The 18,794-nt window shown below is 52.7% G+C and carries 16 protein-coding genes and 1 pseudogene (1 of these 17 running past the window's edge); 3 read left to right on the top strand and 14 right to left on the bottom strand.

From position 1 onward, the window contains the following. Position 1: 1 nt before the first annotated feature. Genes F4Y39_24215 through F4Y39_24200 form a run of 4 tightly spaced genes read right to left on the bottom strand, consistent with a single transcriptional unit; the run spans position 2 to position 5,503 of the window. On the bottom strand, positions 2-709 hold the full coding sequence (locus tag F4Y39_24215) for an NTP transferase domain-containing protein (GenBank protein MYC16843.1): 708 nt from the start codon (positions 707-709) through the stop codon (positions 2-4). A 24-nt stretch (positions 710-733) separates the two neighbouring features. Then, positions 734-1,714: a DUF3500 domain-containing protein gene (locus F4Y39_24210; GenBank protein MYC16842.1), complete on the bottom strand. Its 981-nt coding sequence runs from the start codon at positions 1,712-1,714 to the stop codon at positions 734-736. 40 nt (positions 1,715-1,754) lie between these two features. After that, complete coding sequence (locus F4Y39_24205; GenBank protein MYC16841.1) at positions 1,755-2,666, bottom strand: SDR family oxidoreductase; 912 nt, start codon at positions 2,664-2,666, stop codon at positions 1,755-1,757. Next, a complete protein-coding gene (locus tag F4Y39_24200; GenBank protein ID MYC16840.1) occupies positions 2,591-5,503 on the bottom strand; it encodes a S9 family peptidase in 2,913 nt (970 codons plus the stop codon). The genes F4Y39_24205 and F4Y39_24200 overlap by 76 nt, the downstream gene beginning before the upstream one ends. Positions 5,504-5,767: 264 nt before the next feature. Between F4Y39_24200 and F4Y39_24195 the strand changes: the two genes are divergently transcribed. Further along, the gene (locus F4Y39_24195; GenBank protein ID MYC16839.1) at positions 5,768-6,073 is read left to right on the top strand and encodes a putative addiction module antidote protein; all 306 of its coding nucleotides are present in this window, start codon (positions 5,768-5,770) and stop codon (positions 6,071-6,073) included. 82 nt (positions 6,074-6,155) lie between these two features. Here the strand turns inward: F4Y39_24195 and F4Y39_24190 are convergent, their stop codons facing one another. From F4Y39_24190 to F4Y39_24175, 4 genes are all read right to left on the bottom strand, one after another. After that, positions 6,156-6,632, bottom strand: a complete 477-nt coding sequence (locus tag F4Y39_24190) for a hypothetical protein (GenBank protein MYC16838.1) — start codon at positions 6,630-6,632, stop codon at positions 6,156-6,158. A 38-nt stretch (positions 6,633-6,670) separates the two neighbouring features. After that, positions 6,671-6,928 carry a hypothetical protein gene (locus F4Y39_24185; protein MYC16837.1) on the bottom strand — a complete coding sequence of 86 codons (258 nt, stop codon included), beginning with the start codon at positions 6,926-6,928 and terminating at the stop codon, positions 6,671-6,673. Continuing rightward, positions 6,929-8,125: an ABC transporter permease gene (locus F4Y39_24180; protein MYC16836.1), complete on the bottom strand. Its 1,197-nt coding sequence runs from the start codon at positions 8,123-8,125 to the stop codon at positions 6,929-6,931. A gap of 149 nt (positions 8,126-8,274) precedes the next feature. Then, entirely contained in the window at positions 8,275-9,042 is a 768-nt protein-coding gene (locus F4Y39_24175; GenBank protein ID MYC16835.1) for an ATP-binding cassette domain-containing protein, read from the bottom strand. Positions 9,043-9,272: 230 nt separating this feature from the next. On the opposite strand from F4Y39_24175, the gene F4Y39_24170 reads away from it, so the two are divergent. Together F4Y39_24170 and F4Y39_24165 are read left to right on the top strand one after the other, a co-directional pair. Continuing rightward, on the top strand, positions 9,273-10,514 hold the full coding sequence (locus F4Y39_24170) for a Gfo/Idh/MocA family oxidoreductase (protein MYC16834.1): 1,242 nt from the start codon (positions 9,273-9,275) through the stop codon (positions 10,512-10,514). A gap of 1 nt (position 10,515) precedes the next feature. After that, positions 10,516-10,893, top strand: a complete 378-nt coding sequence (locus F4Y39_24165; protein ID MYC16833.1) for a cupin domain-containing protein — start codon at positions 10,516-10,518, stop codon at positions 10,891-10,893. Here F4Y39_24165 and F4Y39_24160 read toward each other — a convergent pair. The 6 genes and pseudogenes from F4Y39_24160 to F4Y39_24135 form a co-directional block, all read right to left on the bottom strand. Continuing rightward, complete coding sequence (locus F4Y39_24160; GenBank protein ID MYC16832.1) at positions 10,890-11,912, bottom strand: alcohol dehydrogenase catalytic domain-containing protein; 1,023 nt, start codon at positions 11,910-11,912, stop codon at positions 10,890-10,892. The two genes, F4Y39_24165 and F4Y39_24160, sit on opposite strands and share 4 nt — an antisense overlap. Before the next feature lie 127 nt (positions 11,913-12,039). Further along, the gene (locus F4Y39_24155) at positions 12,040-13,965 is read right to left on the bottom strand and encodes a DUF3604 domain-containing protein (GenBank protein MYC16831.1); all 1,926 of its coding nucleotides are present in this window, start codon (positions 13,963-13,965) and stop codon (positions 12,040-12,042) included. 68 nt (positions 13,966-14,033) lie between these two features. Further along, the gene (locus F4Y39_24150) at positions 14,034-15,200 is read right to left on the bottom strand and encodes a mandelate racemase/muconate lactonizing enzyme family protein (GenBank protein ID MYC16830.1); all 1,167 of its coding nucleotides are present in this window, start codon (positions 15,198-15,200) and stop codon (positions 14,034-14,036) included. A gap of 11 nt (positions 15,201-15,211) precedes the next feature. Beyond that, positions 15,212-16,735: a CRTAC1 family protein gene (locus F4Y39_24145; GenBank protein ID MYC16829.1), complete on the bottom strand. Its 1,524-nt coding sequence runs from the start codon at positions 16,733-16,735 to the stop codon at positions 15,212-15,214. Positions 16,736-16,986: 251 nt separating this feature from the next. Then, on the bottom strand, positions 16,987-18,330 hold the full coding sequence (locus F4Y39_24140) for a tetratricopeptide repeat protein (GenBank protein MYC16828.1): 1,344 nt from the start codon (positions 18,328-18,330) through the stop codon (positions 16,987-16,989). Beyond that, positions 18,327-18,794 (bottom strand): annotated as a pseudogene (locus F4Y39_24135) (tetratricopeptide repeat protein) (it continues 1,563 nt past the right edge of the window). The gene F4Y39_24140 and the pseudogene F4Y39_24135 overlap by 4 nt, the downstream one beginning before the upstream one ends.

Raw genomic sequence — 18,794 nt, 5'->3', positions numbered from 1 at the left:
GCTATTTCCCCGGGTTGTCTGATTCCCAACCGCCGAGTAATTTTTCGGCTTCTTCAAGTTGTTGCTTATCGTTAATTGGCAGCCAAAAATCAGCTTCGATCACTTTAATTTTTCGGCCAGATGCAATCAGTTTCATCCATACATCGGGCGTTTCGTATTCGCCGCGTGCGGATGGTGCGATTTCCGCGTCAAAGAAATCTCTGTCCATGACCATCGCGCCGTTCCAAACCAAATCTGAAATAAACGTTTGGGGCTTTTCGACTGACCGAAGGAGGTATCCGTTGTCATCTGTCACCAGAACTCCAAAATGTTGAGGATGCGTCACTCGCGAGCTAATGAGAGAAAGGTCCTGCTGTTGGACGAGTTTCTGAAGGCCACGCGGTCCAAAAATATCATCGCCAACCATGCCCAGCCACCGCCCGGTGATTACAGGTGCAGCGACCCGAAATGCATGGGCGATACCCAATGGCTCTTCCTGAACGAGAAATACAATGCGCCGCCCCCCATACATGCCATCAGAAAAGTGCTGGCGAATCGCCTCCTCGTGCGGTCCTCCTACAATGAATACGAGTTCGCGTACCTCGCACGGCAATCGATCCAGTGCGTGCTCCACGACGGGCTTTCCCGCTATCGGCAATAAGTGCTTCGGTCCCTCATAATCCATCGCCATCCGCGTTCCCTTGCCGGCTAACAGCACAACTGCTTGCATAAAGTCTCCTGACTACTGATGCTCTCAATGACTGTCCCGATAGTGTTGCTTGAGTATATCACTGCCAAAGTCATTGGTCAGGTCGCGCCAGACAGCGTGGATGTGATTGGCCTCGTCCTGGGTGCAGTCGTATTCGGCGAGGAAGGTGGATCCGAGTACGCGATAGTAGTGGCCTTCGCCGCGATTTGTGCCGCCAGCCCAGGCGAATGCGGCTGTATCGAGTGAGGTGAGGTTCGCACGCTGGGCTGCTGCTATTCTGTTGGGCAAGCGGGTGATATATACATCGATGAGTGCAGTGACAACCTCGCGTTGTGATGCGGTCATGTCCTTGAGTTGCAGACCCTCAATTTGGACTTCTTCATTTACCTGGGGGACATTGCGGGTGAGGATGTCGGCGGGTGCTTCGTCACTGATGATTGCCACTCTTTTTTGGTCGCTGTCCAGAGAGGCGAGTAAGTCGCGGGCGAGGTCTTCTTCTTCTTTGAGGGCGCGCAATCCCTCGTGTTCACCGTGTCGAACCTGTGCGGGATTGGAGCCGAAGAAGACGGGCGTAGGCGCGACGAGTGTGCCGTTGACAATGGTGTAATTGACCGAGACGTGATGGCCTTCAAAACGCCAGCTCCAGGTGGTTTCACCATTGGGCGTGCCAAAGACTACGAGGTTGTAGAGATCTGGATCGCGCGGGAATCGGCGTCTGGGACCTTCTACTTCGGCGAGTATGGGTTCCAGGTTGATGATTGTTCTGGCTTTGGTGCGCGCCTGTTCGCTCAGTCCGGTATCGAGCAGAGCAAATGCTTTGTCTCGCTGATGCGCTTCCATGTCTTTGAGCGCGAGGCCCAATCGGTCGCGCGGGATGTAGTGCCAGTCCTGTCGTGCGTTTTCATCGCCAAAGCCCAGTTGCGCAGTCGCCGCCTGATCGGGACGTAGAGATGCTAAAAATGCCGTGGCAGCATCGGCCATGCGGTTGGCCGTGTCAATCTGGGTATAAAGTTCTTCGAGGTTCATGTTCTCAACTCCTTGTGAATGTGGATGTTTCGATTGATTCTCACGGAGAATCTGACCGCTGTTTTCGACCCCCTAACGTGGCGCCACCATCGATGGTCAGTGCTTGTCCGGTGATATTTTTCCCTTTGTCGCTCGCCAAAAAGACGACCATGTGACCCACATCTTCGGGGGTTTGTTCGGTTCCTAAGGGCACGCTGTTGCGTATCACATCTTCAAAAATTTCTCTTGCGGTAAATCCCTTGTATGCCGGGTTGTTGTTTTTGATTTGAGATGCGATCATTTCCCAGGCGCGCGTCCATAGGTAGCCGGGGCATATTGCGTTGACTCTAATCCCACGCCCTGCAAGTTGGCTGGCTAAAGTTCTGGTCAAATGAATGACTCCGGCTTTGGCCGCACCGTAAGCGGGCATGGAAACGCTGGGCATTAGCGCGGCGATAGATGCGATGTTGATGATGCTGGATCCGCGGCCGAGATGTGGAATGGCTGCTCTGGCGGAGACAAAGGCGGTCCGGAGATTGGTGTGTAGATGCGCGTCCCAATCGTCAACGGATAATTCCGTCAGTGGGATTTCCAGCGATGCTCTGGCCGCGTTTGTATCCGGTCCTCCAATGCCCGCGTTGTTGACGAGGATGTCGAGTGAGCCGAGTTCTGTAATAATTCGATCTGTTGCCGCGTGCATGGCGGTTTCATCGGATGCATCGGCTGATAGACCTATTGCAGGCGTTTTGAGCGTTTTTGCGGTTTTTTTCGCACCATCGCCATCCAGATCAGTAATGGCGATTTTAGCACCCGCATCCGATAGGTGTTGTGCGATGGCTGCTCCAATGCCCCGCGCAGCACCTGTTATGAGTGCAACTCGATTTTGTAATTCCAGACTCACGGTTGTTCCTTTTCTAATTCCAATCCGAGTGTTTTTCCTTTTTGCACGGCGGGAATGCCCGCGCTCATCCATACAGGTGCGGGGGCGTCTTTGAGATAGTGGTCAAAGAATTGTTGCAGACGGATGCTCCAGTCTTTGCGGTTGTGGTGTTTGCGAATGCCGTGGGCTTCTCCGTTGTAATTGACGAGCCATGCGGGTTTGCCCAGGCGGCGCAGGGCGACAAAGAGTTCAATGCCCTGATACCAGGGTACTGCGCCGTCGTCGTCGTTGTGCAAGATGAGCAATGGCGTTTGAATTTTGTCTGCCCAGAAGATGGGGGAGTTTTCGATAAATCGCGTGGGTGCTTCCCAGAGCGAACCGCCGATGCGACTCTGGCTTTTTTCGTATTGCATCATGCGACTCAGTCCCGAAGCCCAGCGAATGCCGCCGTATGCACTGATCATATTTGAGACGGGTGCGCCGGCTTCGGCTGCCCGAAATATATTGGTTCGGGTGATCATATAGGCGATTTGATAGCCGCCCCAACTGTGGCCCTGTACGCCAATTCGGTCGGGAGCGACAAATCCCCGATTTATGAGGTGCGTCACGCCAGAGACAACGGCGTTGACGGCACTTTCTCCGGGGAAGCCGACTTTGTAGGGGATGTCCGGGATAAAGATCAGATATCCGCGGCTGACGTAAAATGGGAAATTTATGGAGCCGCCAGAGGCTCTTGGCGCCCGGTGGGCGTGTAGTTGATGGGACATTTTTTCATAGAAATAGACCAGCATGGGATATTTCTGGGCGGGATCGAAATTTTCGGGTTTGTAGAGAATGCCCTGCAGGGGTTTGCCGTCGAGTGATACCCATTCGACGAGTTCGGCAGTGCCCCACAGGTAGTCTTTTTGTTGCGGATTGACTTCGCTTATTTTTCGCGCATTCTGAAAATTGAGGTCAGAGGTCCACAGGTCGGGATATTCTTCAAAAGAGGATTGTCTGAAGAGGAATACGTCGGTGTCTTTGGCTTTTTGGAGGTTGGAAAACCGTTTGTTGCGCGCGATGAGTTCAGCGGGTTTGTCCGTGCTTTCGATGCGATCCCGATAGTAGCCCATGGCTTTGGTTTTGAGATTGAAACCCGATAAGAGCAAATCGGCTTTGGGATCGCGTGCCCGTTCTTCGGGGTCGAGGCGTACATATCGAAAGCGCGTTTCGGTCTCGCGTCCAATTCCTTCAGTGATATTGACGGGTGCTTTGCGCCCGTTGGGATCGGTGAGCCAGATGTCGTAGCGGTCGTAAATGAGAAATTCTTTGTCGCCTTTTGTCCACCCGGCATTGCCATGTGCGCTGGGTGGATACGGCCAGTCGTGCAATTCGTTGTGAATGGGATGGGGGATATTTTTGCTGACTCTGACGCGGATCATATTTTTGACATGCTGAACATACCAGTTTTTGTGGATGCGATCCCACCAGTAGATGTATTTGGACTCGGGTGAAAGGGTGGGACGCGTCTGCATTTTGGTGAGTACGCGCATTGCTTCACCGGTTTTTATGTCGATCAAATAGCTGTCGTAATAAGCCGGCGAATCCCACGAAATGAGTTGTCGATAGGGGAGAATCGAATAGCCTATCGCGACATCGGCATTGCCCTCGCTTCCCAGACGAATATTGGGAATGGTTTCTGTGGCGAGTTGAACGATTTTGCCATTGTTGAGGTGAAAGACGGCGCGATATGTGCGTTCGCGTTCCTCTTTGGCATCTTTGAGTTGCATGGGTTGGAGATAGGGGTCTTTCCAGTTCCAGATATCGACTGCGACTTTTTCGTCGTCGGGCGTGTCGTCCTCTGCTTCCACTTCTGGTCTGGAGGCGGTGCCAAAAAAGAGGCGCTTGCCATTTTTGGAAAAGGAGAGGTTGGCGTGTTCGCTGACCCACCAGTTTGGGGGTATGCCCTTCGTTCCAGATCGGGCGATTTCTTTTGCCTTATTGCGCGAGCCAACGGGCCAGTAATAGAGGGCGTATTCCTGTTGCTCTGCGTTAAAGCTGTCGCGGTTGGCAATAAATGCGAGATGGAGACTGGATTCGTCGGTGGTGATTTTTTTGTAATCGCCCGCGCCCGTGAGTATGGCTGTGGTGTCGCCCGTGCTGGTGCGAATGGCGTAGATGCCATCGGCTGTGCTGTCTTTGTTGGCGGCGGCAAAAATGAGATACGAACCGCTTTCTGTGAAGGCGTAGGAGATTACGTGGTTATATCGCGTTTCAGCACTGGTCTGGAGGTTGCGGAGAACGAGTGTGGTGCCTTCGGCTTTTTTGCGTTTTTTCTTTTTGGGATCTTTCGGTTCTTCTTTTTTGGCTTCTTCAGGTCCTGGCTTTTGCTCGGGCTGTTTTTCGGGTTTGGATGTTTGTTCTTCATTTTTTTCTGTTTGGTGTGCTTTTTTCTTTTTTTTCACAGTACTGTCTTTTTTGGCGATTTCTTTTTCCAGCAAATAAGCGACCCATCCTCCGTTTTCTTTGGGTAGTTTGAAGGATTTGACGCGGGTGGCTTTAAAGATATCTCCCGTGGCGAGGGTGATGATGCCAAGTGAGTCTTTGGGCGATTCTTCGGGTTTTTTCTTGTCGCGTTTTGCCTGTTGTACCGAGTCTTTGAAGGCTTTGATGAGGGTGACGATATAACGCGAATCTCTGGTGAATCGAATGGCTTCTCCGCGCGGTATCGCATAGGAGCGGTCACCTGTGAGGCTTGCGATGCGGAGTTCGGTGTCTTTTTCGTCCGGGCCGATAGAGAGAAAAGCCCATTGTCCGTTGTCGGAAATATTGCTGGCATGCGTGCGATTCCATATGTCGTACACATCGTGATCCAGCGGCTTTTTCTGCTGGGCAAAGACGAGTGGAGATATACTCAAGAGTACAGATAGCAGGTATGTAGATAGACGCATAGGTGATCTCTCAGAAGTAGGTCAAATTTTGGGCGGATCGTTTTGGTCAATATAAGTAGATATACAGCGGTGGGCAAAAGTAAAAGACGCACTGGTGAATCTACAAGAAGACACTTGCAAGAATGTCGCTTTTAAGCTACATTCAGTATATGCAGGAAGCAATCCCCCGACAGATTGAGGAATATATCACTGCTGAAGGCCGAGTCCCCTTCAGCCAATCGAGCTGGCTAAAAACTTCTGGACCGATTTCAGGAGGCGAGAGTTATGAGCAAGACATCGAGACCATATAAGCCGGAACTGCTTAAAGCACTTCAAGACCCTATAGAAGCCGCAGAATATTTGAACGCGGCTCTGGAAGAAGATATGAATGAGTTATTTCTATTGGCACTCCGAAATGTTGCAGAAGCTTATGGTATGACTCGGCTCGCTGAGGATGCACAGTTGAACCGTGAATCTATGTATCGCATGTTATCAGAGAAGGGCAATCCGCAGTTTACCAGCCTGATTTCCATCCTGAGGCAACTTGGCTTGAAACTCTCTGTTCAAGCAAAGGAATCAGTCCCTGTGTAGCCCGCTTATCAATCTCATCATAAAACACAAAAGCCGACACATAAACGTCGGCTTTTACTTTTTTGGCCCTTTTGGCGGACACTCAGAAATTTGACTCTACGTGATATTCGGCAGAGTACTCTTTCAGGTTCTTTTTAATTTGCTGAAATTGCGTGTATGAACATGTGCCCGCTGGAATTTCAATGGGATGTGTGGGTTGGGCTTTCGGAATGATTTCCACGCCGTTGATTTTGAGGTGCATCGTCTGGATTTCATCCCAGGATATTTTTTTAGCGTGTCCGCGTCGTTTTGTTTTAATATCCAGTCCCTCATTGCTGAATACCACACGCGGTCGTCCAAATTTTTCTGGGGCGTATGAGGCAATGCCTAAAATGATACTCAATGCAATGCCGCCGAGCAGTAGCATCGTGCCTGCTACCCAATCAAAGGTATTGTGCGCGTGCGATAGTGTTCGCCAGCCCTGGTACATACTATTGATTACGACTACAATACTGAGAACGGCAAATAATTTTGTCTGTCGAGGGTCTTCTGTGTCCAGATAAATTGTAAAAGTATCCATGCATTGTTCCCTAAAGTTTTGCATGTGAAGAATAGAGCTTATCGCTCAGTCTCATCCTTTGAAACCTCACCACGATCATCCTCTGAAATATGTCGGATTTCTCCAGCGCGTTGCTGTACAACTTCTTGTGCTGCGCGTTTTTTGTCCTCGTTGAGCATGAGGTCTGTTGCGCCGAGCATTGTGGTAGCCGATCCGCCTGCACCTTTGCGACCACCTTTCACAAGTGCGTAAATTGCATAGCCGATGACAAGGATCAGGATAAGTGTAAAGATGGCGACACCTATGAGATGTTCCATTTAAGTCTCCCGAAAGATCGTACTTTCGCGTTCAAACCATCTGGCGCAACCGTAAAGGCTGAGAGCCGCAAGGGCGATGAGCGAGGCATAGACTTCGAACAATAGGGGCAGTTTGATGGTTCCTGCAAAAATTTCTTTTGATGCAAGCGAGACATTTAAGACCGGTATGAGCGATGTGATGGCATTGAGTTCAATGCCCGGTAAGAGGCCGATAAACACGGGAATAATAATGATGATGTTGAGGGGCGCCATAATGCTCTGCGCTTCTTTGAAAGATTTGGCAAAGATGGAGACGGACATTAAGGCGGCGGCAAAAAAGATGGTTAAGGGCAGGCACAGAGAAAGTACCAGGAGGATGGACGATATTTCGAACATGCCCTGTAGCGCGTCGAGGATTCTTGCGACAATTTCTCGTTGTAACATAACAGCGATAAAAAAACCGATAAAACTGTTGGCGATTGACGCAAATCCCGATAGGACAATCACGCCACATTTGCCCAGCAAGATCTGAATTTTGCTGACGGGAGCAACGAGCAGTGTTTCGAGGGTGGCGCGTTCTTTTTCGCCTGCGCCCAGGTCCAGGGCTGGATACATACAGCCCATAAAACACATTAAGACAAAAATATAAGGCAAAAAACCACCCACGCTTTTTCCGATTCTTTCCCGTTGAGAAGCAATGTCGTGGCGTCTGACCTGCACGGGATCCACAATTGTGCGGTCGAGGGCAAGCCGTTGAAATCGATCATTGACGATCTGGTTTTCGTAGTCTCGAATTAGACTTGTCAGGCGATTGCGGGATGCGTCCATATCTCTGGAGGATTTGAAATAGAGATGGATTTGACCGCGTTGTAAGTCGGTGATTTGGGCATCGAATTGCTCGTCAACGCGAATGGCTGCATCTATGCTGTCTGATCGGATGAGCTGAGGGATTATGTCTTCTGTGATGTCTTCTCGAATCTTCAGGTCGTCGCGCTTGAGCAGGGTTTCGCGGAATGCCTCTGCATTGCCATTGGTGATCAGAGCAACTTCAAGTGTTTTGGTCCTGACTTTTTGGGTCTGACGAGCAGTAAAGACAGCCGCAATTGTGAATAACAGCGGGAATAACAGCATTGGTATGATGAACATCATCATCATCGAACGCCGGTCGCGCGTGATGTCCTTAAATTCTTTTTTGAAGATGGTGAGGATTGTTTTCATGGGGACCTCTTATTGGTCGGTCAAATAAGTTTCGTGCCTAAATCCACTGGACGCCTGCTTAAGGCCTGCAGGCGTGACGAACGGTAGGTGTCATTGCGGCATGGTGTTAGCCGCAATCCAGAGGTTTTGGGTGGTTGGGCTGGGTTCGTCTATTCGTTTTCAACGATGCGAATAAATTCGTCTTCCAGCGTGGGGGTTTGCATCTGGTTTTGAAAGTCTTCTAAGGTGCCGTTAAACTGCAATTGGCCTTTGTGAATGATGGCGAGGTCGTCGCTGAGCAGGCTGACTTCACCCATGCGGTGCGTGGAAAAGATGACGGTTTTTCCCGCGTCCCGGCAGTCGCGGATGAGGTGTACGATATTGCGCGAGGTGACGACATCGAGACCATCGGTGGGTTCGTCGAATACAATGACATCGGGGTCGTGTATGATCGTGCGTACAATGGAGACTTTTTGTTTCATGCCCGTGGAGAGTTTGCCAATGCGGCGGTTTGCAAAGGCTTCCATGTCGAGGAGGGCAAAGAGGTGGTCGCGCCGCGTGTTGTAATCGGCGCTGTTCATGCCGTGCAGGTCGGCAAAGTAGCGCACCATTTCATTGGGTGTCAGGCGATCGTACAAACCCGTGTTGCCGGTGAGAAAGCCGAGATTTTCGCGTACGGCTTGACTTTGTGTTACAGTGTCGTATTCCGCGACAGATATGCTGCCCGAAGTGGGTTTGAGCATGGTGGCAATCATGCGCAATGCAGTGGTTTTTCCTGCGCCATTGGGACCCAATAGCGCGAAGACGCGACCTGGCTGACAGGTGAAGCTGATGTCGCACACTGCGTCAATGGTATTGCCCTCAAAACCATCTCCCATTTCGCGTTTTTGCTGCCGCGATAATTTGAAGGTTTTGACAATGTTTTTTGCGATAACCATAATGCACTCCGCGATTGCGGGTTGAATAGCGTATAGCCAGAAATCTCCCATTACTTTTTTATATTAGTGATAGAGTTACCCAATTTTGTTTCAAAATGCAAGAGGGCATTTTTTAGAAGGATAAAAATTTTACATATTGCTTAAGGCAGAGGGGCTGAGGGAGTATTTGACTTTGCTCTTCAGACTTTGCACCTTGCACCTGCTTTTTTACACGATTCAAAGGAGAAGATATGGACAAACTCAAACTCGCCCTGATCGGTTGTGGCGGTATGGGGACGCGCCATTTGTATGGGTTGCGCGAACTGGCGAAGACGCCGTTTAATAATATTGAATTGTGCGCTTTGTGCGACCTCAATCGAGACAATGCAGAAATGGCTGCGAGAGAGGCCGAGCAGTTGCTCGGTTCAAAACCTCCCGTATTTACGTCTATAGAAGAGATGGCGCAAGCGATTCCCGATTTGATGGCTGTCGATGTGGTCACCGATCCGTCGGTGCATCACACGGTGGTGTGTGAGGCATTGGATCTGGGGTTGCACGTGCTGGTTGAAAAACCTATGGCTATTTCTGTAAAAGCATGCCATGCTATGAATGAGGCGGCGGAGCGCAACGGGCGAAAACTGTCGGTTGCTGAAAATTATCGGCGCGATCCTTCGGCGCGGCTGACGCGCCATTTGCTGGATACCGGGCGAATCGGAACGCCTTATATGGCGACGCTCCACGCCTTGCGCGGCGGCAATGAAATTTTTATCACGCCCTGGCGGCATTTAAAAGACCGCGGGGGACCGTTGATCGATATGGGGGTACACTATGCGGATCTGATTCGGTATCAACTCGGTAATGTGGTTGAGGTATATGGCGATACGCGTCTGGTGGAGCCGGTGCGCAAAAAACAACAGTCCATTGGCGATCGGTATGAATTTTATCAGCAGCGTTTTCGCGCGATGCCCGACGAAGTTCCCGCTACGGCAGAAGATACGGCGATGGCGATGATGAAGATGGAAAGCGGCGTGATGGTGAGTTTTATTGTGGGCATTGGGGGGCACGGCGCATGCCGCAGTCAGTTGATTTTGGGCGATAAAGGGTGTTTGCAGAGCTACGGAAGTCGCGGGAGTCAGGCGATATGGCAGTCGGGAGATGGGGAGGTGAGAGACCAGAATGCGATTCTGAGTGCTGTTGACGATTTTGAATTGCATCCTCTCTTAGATCATTTTTTCCCCACCAAAAACAGTGTGGGCGATCAGGCAGTGGATTGGAAATTGATCGCTTATGAACAATACGAACTCGCCTGTGCTGTCCTGAATGATGACCCGATTGAGGTCGATGGCCTTGAGGGAATGAAGGATGTTGCGGCAATTTATGCGATTTGCGAGTCTGCTCGCGCAGGTCGCACTGTGACGGCCGCAGAGATCGAAAGCGGCGAGTTGTATGAATATCAGGCAGAGATCGATGCGGCGTTGAACATCAACACTTAAAATGGAGGAAAGACAGATGGTGATTCGCAATTGGCAAGATGCCACGCCCACAGTGGGCCATGAAACGGCGTTGATCTGGTCGATTTTCAGGCAGAAGGGGTCTGCTGGTTTGAGCGAGGAAGAAGCACCGATGTTGGCAGCATCGGGATTTACCCTGCACATGATGCAGAGCCGCAAGGCGGGCGATTACCACATGCACGATGACAAAGAACAGATTTATTATTTTACGCGCGGCCATGGCAAGATGAAGATCGATGACGAGATTTATCCCGTGGAGCCGGGCGATGCCGTACATTTACCGCCTTATACGTATCACCAGTTGATCAATGACAGCGACGATTGGATTGAACACATCCTGGTGACTGTGCCGGTGGGTTAAGGGTACAGGACGTATTTTAATCCCTCCTGTCGCTCTGCGCCATCAAATGCTTGTTCCCAATTTTCGAGTGGCAGCCTGTGGGATATGTATGCCGAGGGATCTATTGTTTTGGCGATGACCATTTCGAGGGCGCGTTGCCAACTGGGCCAGTTCTGGGCAATAGAACTGTTTATGGAGAGCTGTTTGTAGATGATTTTGCCCCAATTCACTTCAACGGGGTGTTCGACCAGTGCCACCTGTGTGAATGTGCCGAGGGGACGCACGGCGTCGAGGCATTGATCGATGGAGGCGGCAGCACCAGCACATTCGATGACAATATCGGCACCGTCGCTGTTGAGCGAGCGGACACATTCGGATATATTTTCGCGCGTGACATCTACGGTGTGTTCTGCGCCTTTAGCCATAGCGAGGCGATGGGCGTCGCGGTCTGTTCCGCAGACAATAACGCGCCCACCTGCAAGTCTGGCGAGGTCGGCACACATCAGGCCAATGGGACCGGGACCAGAAATGAGTACCAGGTCGCCGGGTACGATTTTTGTGTAAAAAAGAACGGCTTTGATGCAGCAGGCGAGGGGTTCAACAAGCGCGGCGGTGTCATAGGAGACGGATTCGGGAAGCGGGAAGGCGAGGTTTTGGGGGATGACGCAGTATTCGGCAAATCCGCCGTCGCGCATGCTGCCAACGGATTTGCGCTGGGGACAAAAGAAAAATTCGCTGGCCCGACAATGGCGACAGTGCCCACATGCGCCATTTGCCGTGGGAAGGATCGTGACGCGGTCACCTGTTTTGATGCGGGTGACATTGGTGCCGACTTTGACGACTTCACCTGAGAGTTCATGGCAAAGCGTGACAGGTGGGCGAGAGCCATAACCGCCGTGGCGGATGTGGAGATCGGTGCCGCAGAGTCCGCCGCTCTGAACGGCGATTTTGATGTCGTCGGGATGTTCGATATCCGGTTCTGGTGTGTTGCATAAGGCGATGTGTCCAGGACCGGGTTTTAGTTTGCGTACAGCGCGCATGGTATTTGTGCAGTTCAAAGGATATGTGTTTGAGGTCGTTTACTTTGTTATTATGCACAATCTTTACATGGTAGGCAATCACTGTTTGTGTGGAGGAGACATCGGATGCGGTGCCAGGGCGACTTCTCTATACCCGATCCACCCAGATCGGAGACGACCAGCCCATCTCGCCATCGGTCTGGATTACGCGGATGTAGTAATGGGTATTCGCCTCAAGCGCCGTGGTGTCCCGCCACTGCAAACGATAGATATCCTGTCTATCCCGGTGGGGAGGCGTTCCAGTCTCAACGACCTTTCCGTTCTGCACGACCTCAACGCGATCGATTGCGTCTGTGCCCCGAATATAGGCATAGATTTCTCTCGGCACCTCGCCTCTCTCGACCTCCAAAATGCTCCCCATAGGCTGATCGTTGAGTGTGAAGTCCAGGATAATGCGAGCACCCGTAGTGCCGTAACAGCGACGGCTTTTGAGCGCATCGAAGAGCGTCTCCCGTGTCAGCTCTGGCGCCCAGACCGCTGCAAGTCCTCCTGGAAAAGGCGTATGGGCCTGTCGGTCGTGCTGATAGCTCCGTCCCGGCATGCCCACATGGTTGTCGCTGCTGGCGATCATACCCAGTCGGTAACCCCGTCTCAGTGCTTCCCATGCCCCAGCCCCCGGCGTCACCCCCTTGTCCCACCGGTCCATTGAGGGATTTTCAGATTGTCCCCAGCACGAATAGATCTCCATTAAAGGTTCCAGGTCCGGATCGTGAAGTGACCAATCTGTCCACGTCTTGACGTGATGCGGGATCAACATTACATCCCTGCGTCCTCGATAGTACTCGTACAGAAAATCGGGCATATAGCTGAACGTCCCGGCATCCTGAGGCGGCTCAACCGCAACGTCCCGAAAATACACATTCCGATGGCCCACTGGAGAGCCAGCCTCATAGGACTTGAACGTTACAAATTCTCCCGGTCGATAATACTCAATGGCCTTCTGCTGGAGAAGCTCCCAGCCCACGCCTGTAATCGCGCCCTGATCAGTAATGGACACAAAATCGAGCAGCGATACATCCCGGGCGTACTGATACACATCGTCCGGCGTGCCGCAGGAAATGCCCTTGGACCAGCCGGGTTGGCGGGCGTCCTTTTTTTGCGAGTGCATCACGTGATATTCACTCTGGGCGTGCAGGTCCCCCCAGAAAAGCTGCAAATTGTCCTCATCCGAGTGAATGCACGGATTGGAAGTCCCCCAGATCTGTTCTCCCCCCGAATCGGTCAGCGTCACCCTCTCAAAAATGGCTCCCGAATTTTCCAGTTCCACTTTAACCGGCTGCAATCCGGAGAATCGGACATTGCCCACCCGGCGCCAGCGCTCGTCGCGCAGGATCAGGGACCTGGGCGGATCGTCGTTCGGACGGCAGTGACAGGCGTCTGTCAGAGCAATCCGCACCGGAGGGACGGGTCCCGTAATCACAGACGGGACTACTACATTGGCCCGTGCAGGAGCGCCTGACACCACGTCCAGTTCAACCGGCGCGCCTTTGGGGCGCATCCAATTCCCATCGCCCGAGTCCACATATACCGAAATCGTCAGTTCGTCTTCCGGAAAGGTCTGAACCCTTACACCGCGTCTCACAAATCGAGGGTCACCGTAAGTCAACACTATCTGGTCTCCTCCGGCCAGAGGCCCATCCTCTACCGTCGCCGTGATCCACCATCGCCAATAAGCCTCTGCAGGGTCTTCATCGGGAATCAGCATACGCTCCATCGTCTCCAGGTGCAGCACAGCGTCTCCCTGGGTGACTATCTCTGCTGTCGTGTTGACCGCATAAAAGGGTGCGTACTTTCGATCTTTTCCCCGCACCAGTTCGTCCCAGTATCGGAGTTGGGGCACCACGACAGGCTCCCACCCGGTATTGGGCATCCCAACACGCAACCGCGCACCTTCAGCCAGGCCGTCCTCGCCTGTTGTAAACGTTAACGTCAAGGTCACATATGAGCCGGTGACAAAGGGACCCTCTGGTGAAAGCGTCACCTGACCAGTTGCGTCGTCCTGAGAAAAAATCATACCCGCCACCTCGTTTAAGTCCGGCTATTGATCGCTCATTGATTGACGATCTCAACGGATATTACCTGTCACGGATAAACCACATATTGAGATAGGGCATCTTCGTCCATCTCAATTCCCAGCCCCGACCCCTCAGGCAGGCGGAAATGGCCCTCCTCACACACGATGGGTCGTTTCAAAAACTGGTTGGAAAGACCGAGCATCAGCGGTTGATACTCCTGGAAAATCAAATTCGGAATGGCCAATGCCACATGGATTGAAGCCGCGATACTGGGCGGCAGACAGATCCCTGCATGCAGCGCAATGGGGATATTGAATGTTTCGGCCAGATCGGCAATTTTCCTGGTTTCCGTAATTCCGCAACGCCCCACATCGGGCTGTGCGATATCCAGCCCCCGCGCCTGAAACCAGTTGAGAAATTGGTACCGCGTTGTCTCGGTCTCTCCGGCCGCAACGAACATATCCAGTTCCCGGGCAATCTCCGCGTGGCCCTCGATATCCTCCGGGCTGGTCGGCGTTTCAAACCAGAACACCCCCAGCCGCTCCAGGTGCCGTCCCAATTGCAGGGCCGTCGGTGTGTCATAATTCCACAGTGCATCCACCATCAGCCGGACATTTGGCCCCACAGCATCTCGAATTCCCTCGACGTGTTTTAAATCTCTTTCAATTCCGAAGCCCAAAAACATCTTGAGCGCCCGGAAACCCTCCGATATATGCCCGCGTGCCGTCTCTGCCATTTCCTCAATTGAGTTTCCCCGCACCCCCGAAACATAAACCGGTACTCGATCTCGAAAAGCCCCGCCGAGAAGTTCTACTACCGGCGCACCCAGCTTCTGCCCCTGGATATCCCACAGGGCGGAATCTACTGCCGCAAGGCCGTGTACCATAAACCCGGAGTAGTGTCCCCTCAGGTTCATCGCGTGATACATCTCGTGTTTCAATACTCCCCACTCGGCCGGGTCTCTTCCGATCAGAATCGGCCTTAGCACCTTGTCGATTACCATCGCCGTCACCTCCGGGCCGATTGGTGCCTGTCCCTCTCCCCATCCCACAATGCCACTGTCGGTCTCCACTTTGACCAGCGTCGTCTCGGTCTGGCGGGAATAGAGTCCGCGCCATCCCGGCTGCACATCGTAGGTCCGCTCCTTCGCCTGCTCTTCTTCCACTCCCTTTCCGCCAAAGGTATCTTCCCGGGGAATTTTAATCGCCATCGGCTTGATATCGGTAATTTTCATCTTTTTATCCCTTATGGGCCCGTCTGTTCAGTCACTGTCCAAACTCGATTGGCGGGTATATCCGTCAGCACCTGCACCGTTCCGCTGGGCCACCGAATCATCAGGGTATCCACTGTTGAACGACTGCCCAACCCGAAGTGAACCCGGAGATCGTTCTGAGAGAGATAGCTGGATCCGCTCCGCACCTCCTTCACCTGTCTCAGCCTTCCAGAGACTACCCTCACCCTGGCACCAATTCCATCCCGGTTGCTCACCGTCCCCACAGTTCGGACTGTCAGATAGTTGTTCTGATTTCCCCCGTCGTTGCGCAGCAGGTCCGCCCGCTCGTTGGAGTTGAGGACAAACAGATCGACATCTCCGTCGTTGTCATAATCCCCGAACGCCGTTCCACGACTGGCTTTCACAAGGCGCATCCCATCTCCGGACTTCAGGGAAGTGTCGGCGAACGTCCCATCCCCGTTATTGTGAAAAAGGAGATTGCGCTGTGGATAAGAGGTTGATCCGTCCAGCTTTTCGATGTTGTCCTGCACGTGACCGTTGGCCGCGAAAAGATCGCTGTACCCGTCGTTGTTATAGTCGAAAAAACCGACCCCCCATCCGAGGTAAGGCCGGGTGACTCTGCCCGTACCGGAGGCAAACGACACATCGGTGAATGTCCCATCCCCGTTGTTGCGGTAGAGGGTATAAGTCTCATGCTGGAAATTGGTCACAATCAGATCCATCCACCCGTCGTTGTCGTAATCGCCAGCATCCACGCCCATGCCTCCCTCCTCCTGGCCGTTCTCGTTGTAACCGACCCCGGAGATCAATCCCACATCGGTGAATGTCCCGTCTCCGTTGTTCCGATAGAGGAAATTCCCGACCATATCGTTAGCCACATACAGATCGGGATCTCCATCGTCGTCGTAGTCTGTGACGACTACGCCCAGGCTTTTCCCTTCGGTATTGGCTACACCGGCTGCATCGGCTACATCGGTGAATGTCCCATCCCCGTTGTTCCGATAGAGTCGGTCGGGCGCACCATTGAAGTTGTGCGGATGGGGATATGTCTTCAGATCCGAGGCACCGGTGCCCTGATAATCGACGATATAGGGGATCAGATCAATTCGCGGATCGTCCAGAGCGTAATCGAGGTAGTTGGCCACGTAGAGGTCCAGATCCCCGTCGTTATCGTAGTCCAGAAACGAGCACCCAGATCCCCAGTGGCTGTCGCCCACGGCGGCGCGCTCCGTCACGTCGGTGAACGTCCCATCCCCGTTGTTTCGATAGAGGATGTTGGAACCGTAGTTGGTCACATAGAGGTCCAGATCTCCGTCGTTGTCATAGTCGCCGGTGGTGCATCCCGTTCCGTATCCCGTGTCGCCCACGGCGGCGCGCTCCGTCACATCGGTGAATGTTCCATCCCCATTGTTCCGATAAAGCCTGTTCGTCGGCATCTCATTTCCTACAAACTCCGGAAGTGGGGCACCGTTGACAGCATACAGGTCCAGGTCACCATCGCCATCGCAGTCAAAAAAGGCGCAGCCTGCTCCCATCGTCTCCACGAAATACTTTTGCCCACTCCCTCCGTGGACGTGGCGGAATTCGACTTCCGCCTGAACCGTGATATCCACAAATCGAACGCCCTGTGCATCGCCTGGATCCCGTTTTGGACCACAGGTCAGGCCAAATAACGCGACGAGAATCATGAAACGGGTTGTCCACACTCGTGCTGAGTGAAACCAGAACATCCTGAACGATCCTTTCTATCCACCTTGCAGGTCCCAACACATCCGTAACGCCACCTTTAGGGCGCTTTGCGTGCGATCTCTTCTGCCTCTTCCAAATTTCTTTTCGTTTCGGGATCGGTCGGATCGATCGCAAGCGCCGCCTTCCAGGCCGCCACTGCTTCCAGTAATCGCCCTTGCGCTGCGTAGATGACCCCGAGGTTGTTATGGGCCTTCAAAAGATGGGGATCCAGCGCAATCGCCCGTTGATATTCGGCCATCGCCTTATCCAGCACACCCTGTTGCTGATGTACCGCACCCAACTCAACATGCGCTGGCGCAAACTTGGCGTCCAGCCCGATCGCCTTCTGAAATGCCGTTTCAGCCTCCCGATATTTGTCCTGCTGTGCATAGACCAGGCCCAGATTGTGATGTGCATCTACCGAAACTGAGTCCAGCGCAATCGCCCGTTGAAATGCCGTTTCGGCCTCCCGATACATGCCTTGCTGTGCATAGACCAACCCCAAATTGTGATGTGCATCTACCGAAACTGAGTCCAGCGCAATCGCCCGTTGAAACGCCCTGGCAGCCCGCTCAAACCTTTCGTAGCGCGCGTGAATCACTCCCAACTCAACGTAAACAGAAGGATCATTGGGACTTTGTCGAAGGACGGCTTCCGCCTGTTCTATCTCTTCCAGATACGCATACAGCCGTTTGAATATCTCCAACTCCCGCTCTCCCTCGTCGGTTTTTCCCTGTCTCATGTAGGCCATACCCAAACCGTAGTGGGACTTCGCGTGTTCCGGATCGATCTTCAGAGTCCGTTCGTACGCCTGAATGGCCTCCGGATACTTGCGCTGTTTTGAATACGCGTTTCCCAGCGCGTAGTGGGCATCTCGATAGTCGGGATCGCGCTGTATCGCCTTCTTGTATTTCGCTATGGCCCGGGCATACTCCTTTCCTTCCATGTAGATTTCCCCCAGATTGTAATATACCTGGGTCAGATCCGGGTTGATCGCGACCACCTTTTCATAGGCTCGAATTGCCTCCGTATACTCGCCCTGCTGTGCAAGAACCCGGCCGAGGTTATAGTAGGCCTCCACAAAATCTGGTCGCAGAGCGATTACCTTGCGGAAGGCCTCCACCGCCTCATCGTATTTGCCATGGGATGTGTGAACAAGGCCCAAACCAAAGTAGGGCATCGGAGAATCCGAGTCCAATTCGACTGCTTTTTGGAAGACCTCCATTGCCTTGTCGCGGTCGCCCTGGTTTAAGTGAACCATCCCTAAATGATACCTTATCTCCCCCCTGGACATGCCCTTCTCCTTTTCGGGATACGGCCAGAAGTAGATGATAAGCCCGATCAACAGGAGGAGTACAGCGTATATCCAACCTCTTTTCCATTTTTTTAAGCCGGCATTCACAATTCCTCTCCTTCCGTCACCGTGAGGACCTGATTTACCTGGAGATTCTCAAATCGTTGAACCACACCGCTCGGCCATCGAATCTCCAGAAGGTCCACGCGCTTGTTGGACCCCAACCCGAACTCCAGCGGAAGGCTATTCGTAGATCCGAAGCCGCATCCCCCGCTGACCTCCGCGTACAATAATAGTGACCCCACACGCACGGTCACCGCTGCCCCGATTCCATCCCGGTTGCTCCGAGTTCCAACCGTTTTAACCACCAGCCAGGTGTTGGAATTCCCTTCGTTGCGGTATAAGCGATTCACCCATTGATCCCCTATGAACGCCCCCCCAACAGGGACGTAAATATCCAAATCACCGTCACTATCATAATCTGCAAGGGTCACACCATGCCCCTTTCCGACCTGTTCGACAACGGCGGTGGAAGCGGTCACATCTGTAAAGGTCCCATCCCCATTGTTGTG

It is taken from the genome of Gemmatimonadota bacterium, from assembly GCA_009838845.1.
Classification (GTDB): Bacteria; Latescibacterota; UBA2968; order UBA2968; family UBA2968; genus VXRD01.
The sequence above is the reverse complement of the archived record's forward strand: the minus strand, read 5'-3'. Positions and strand labels throughout refer to the sequence as shown.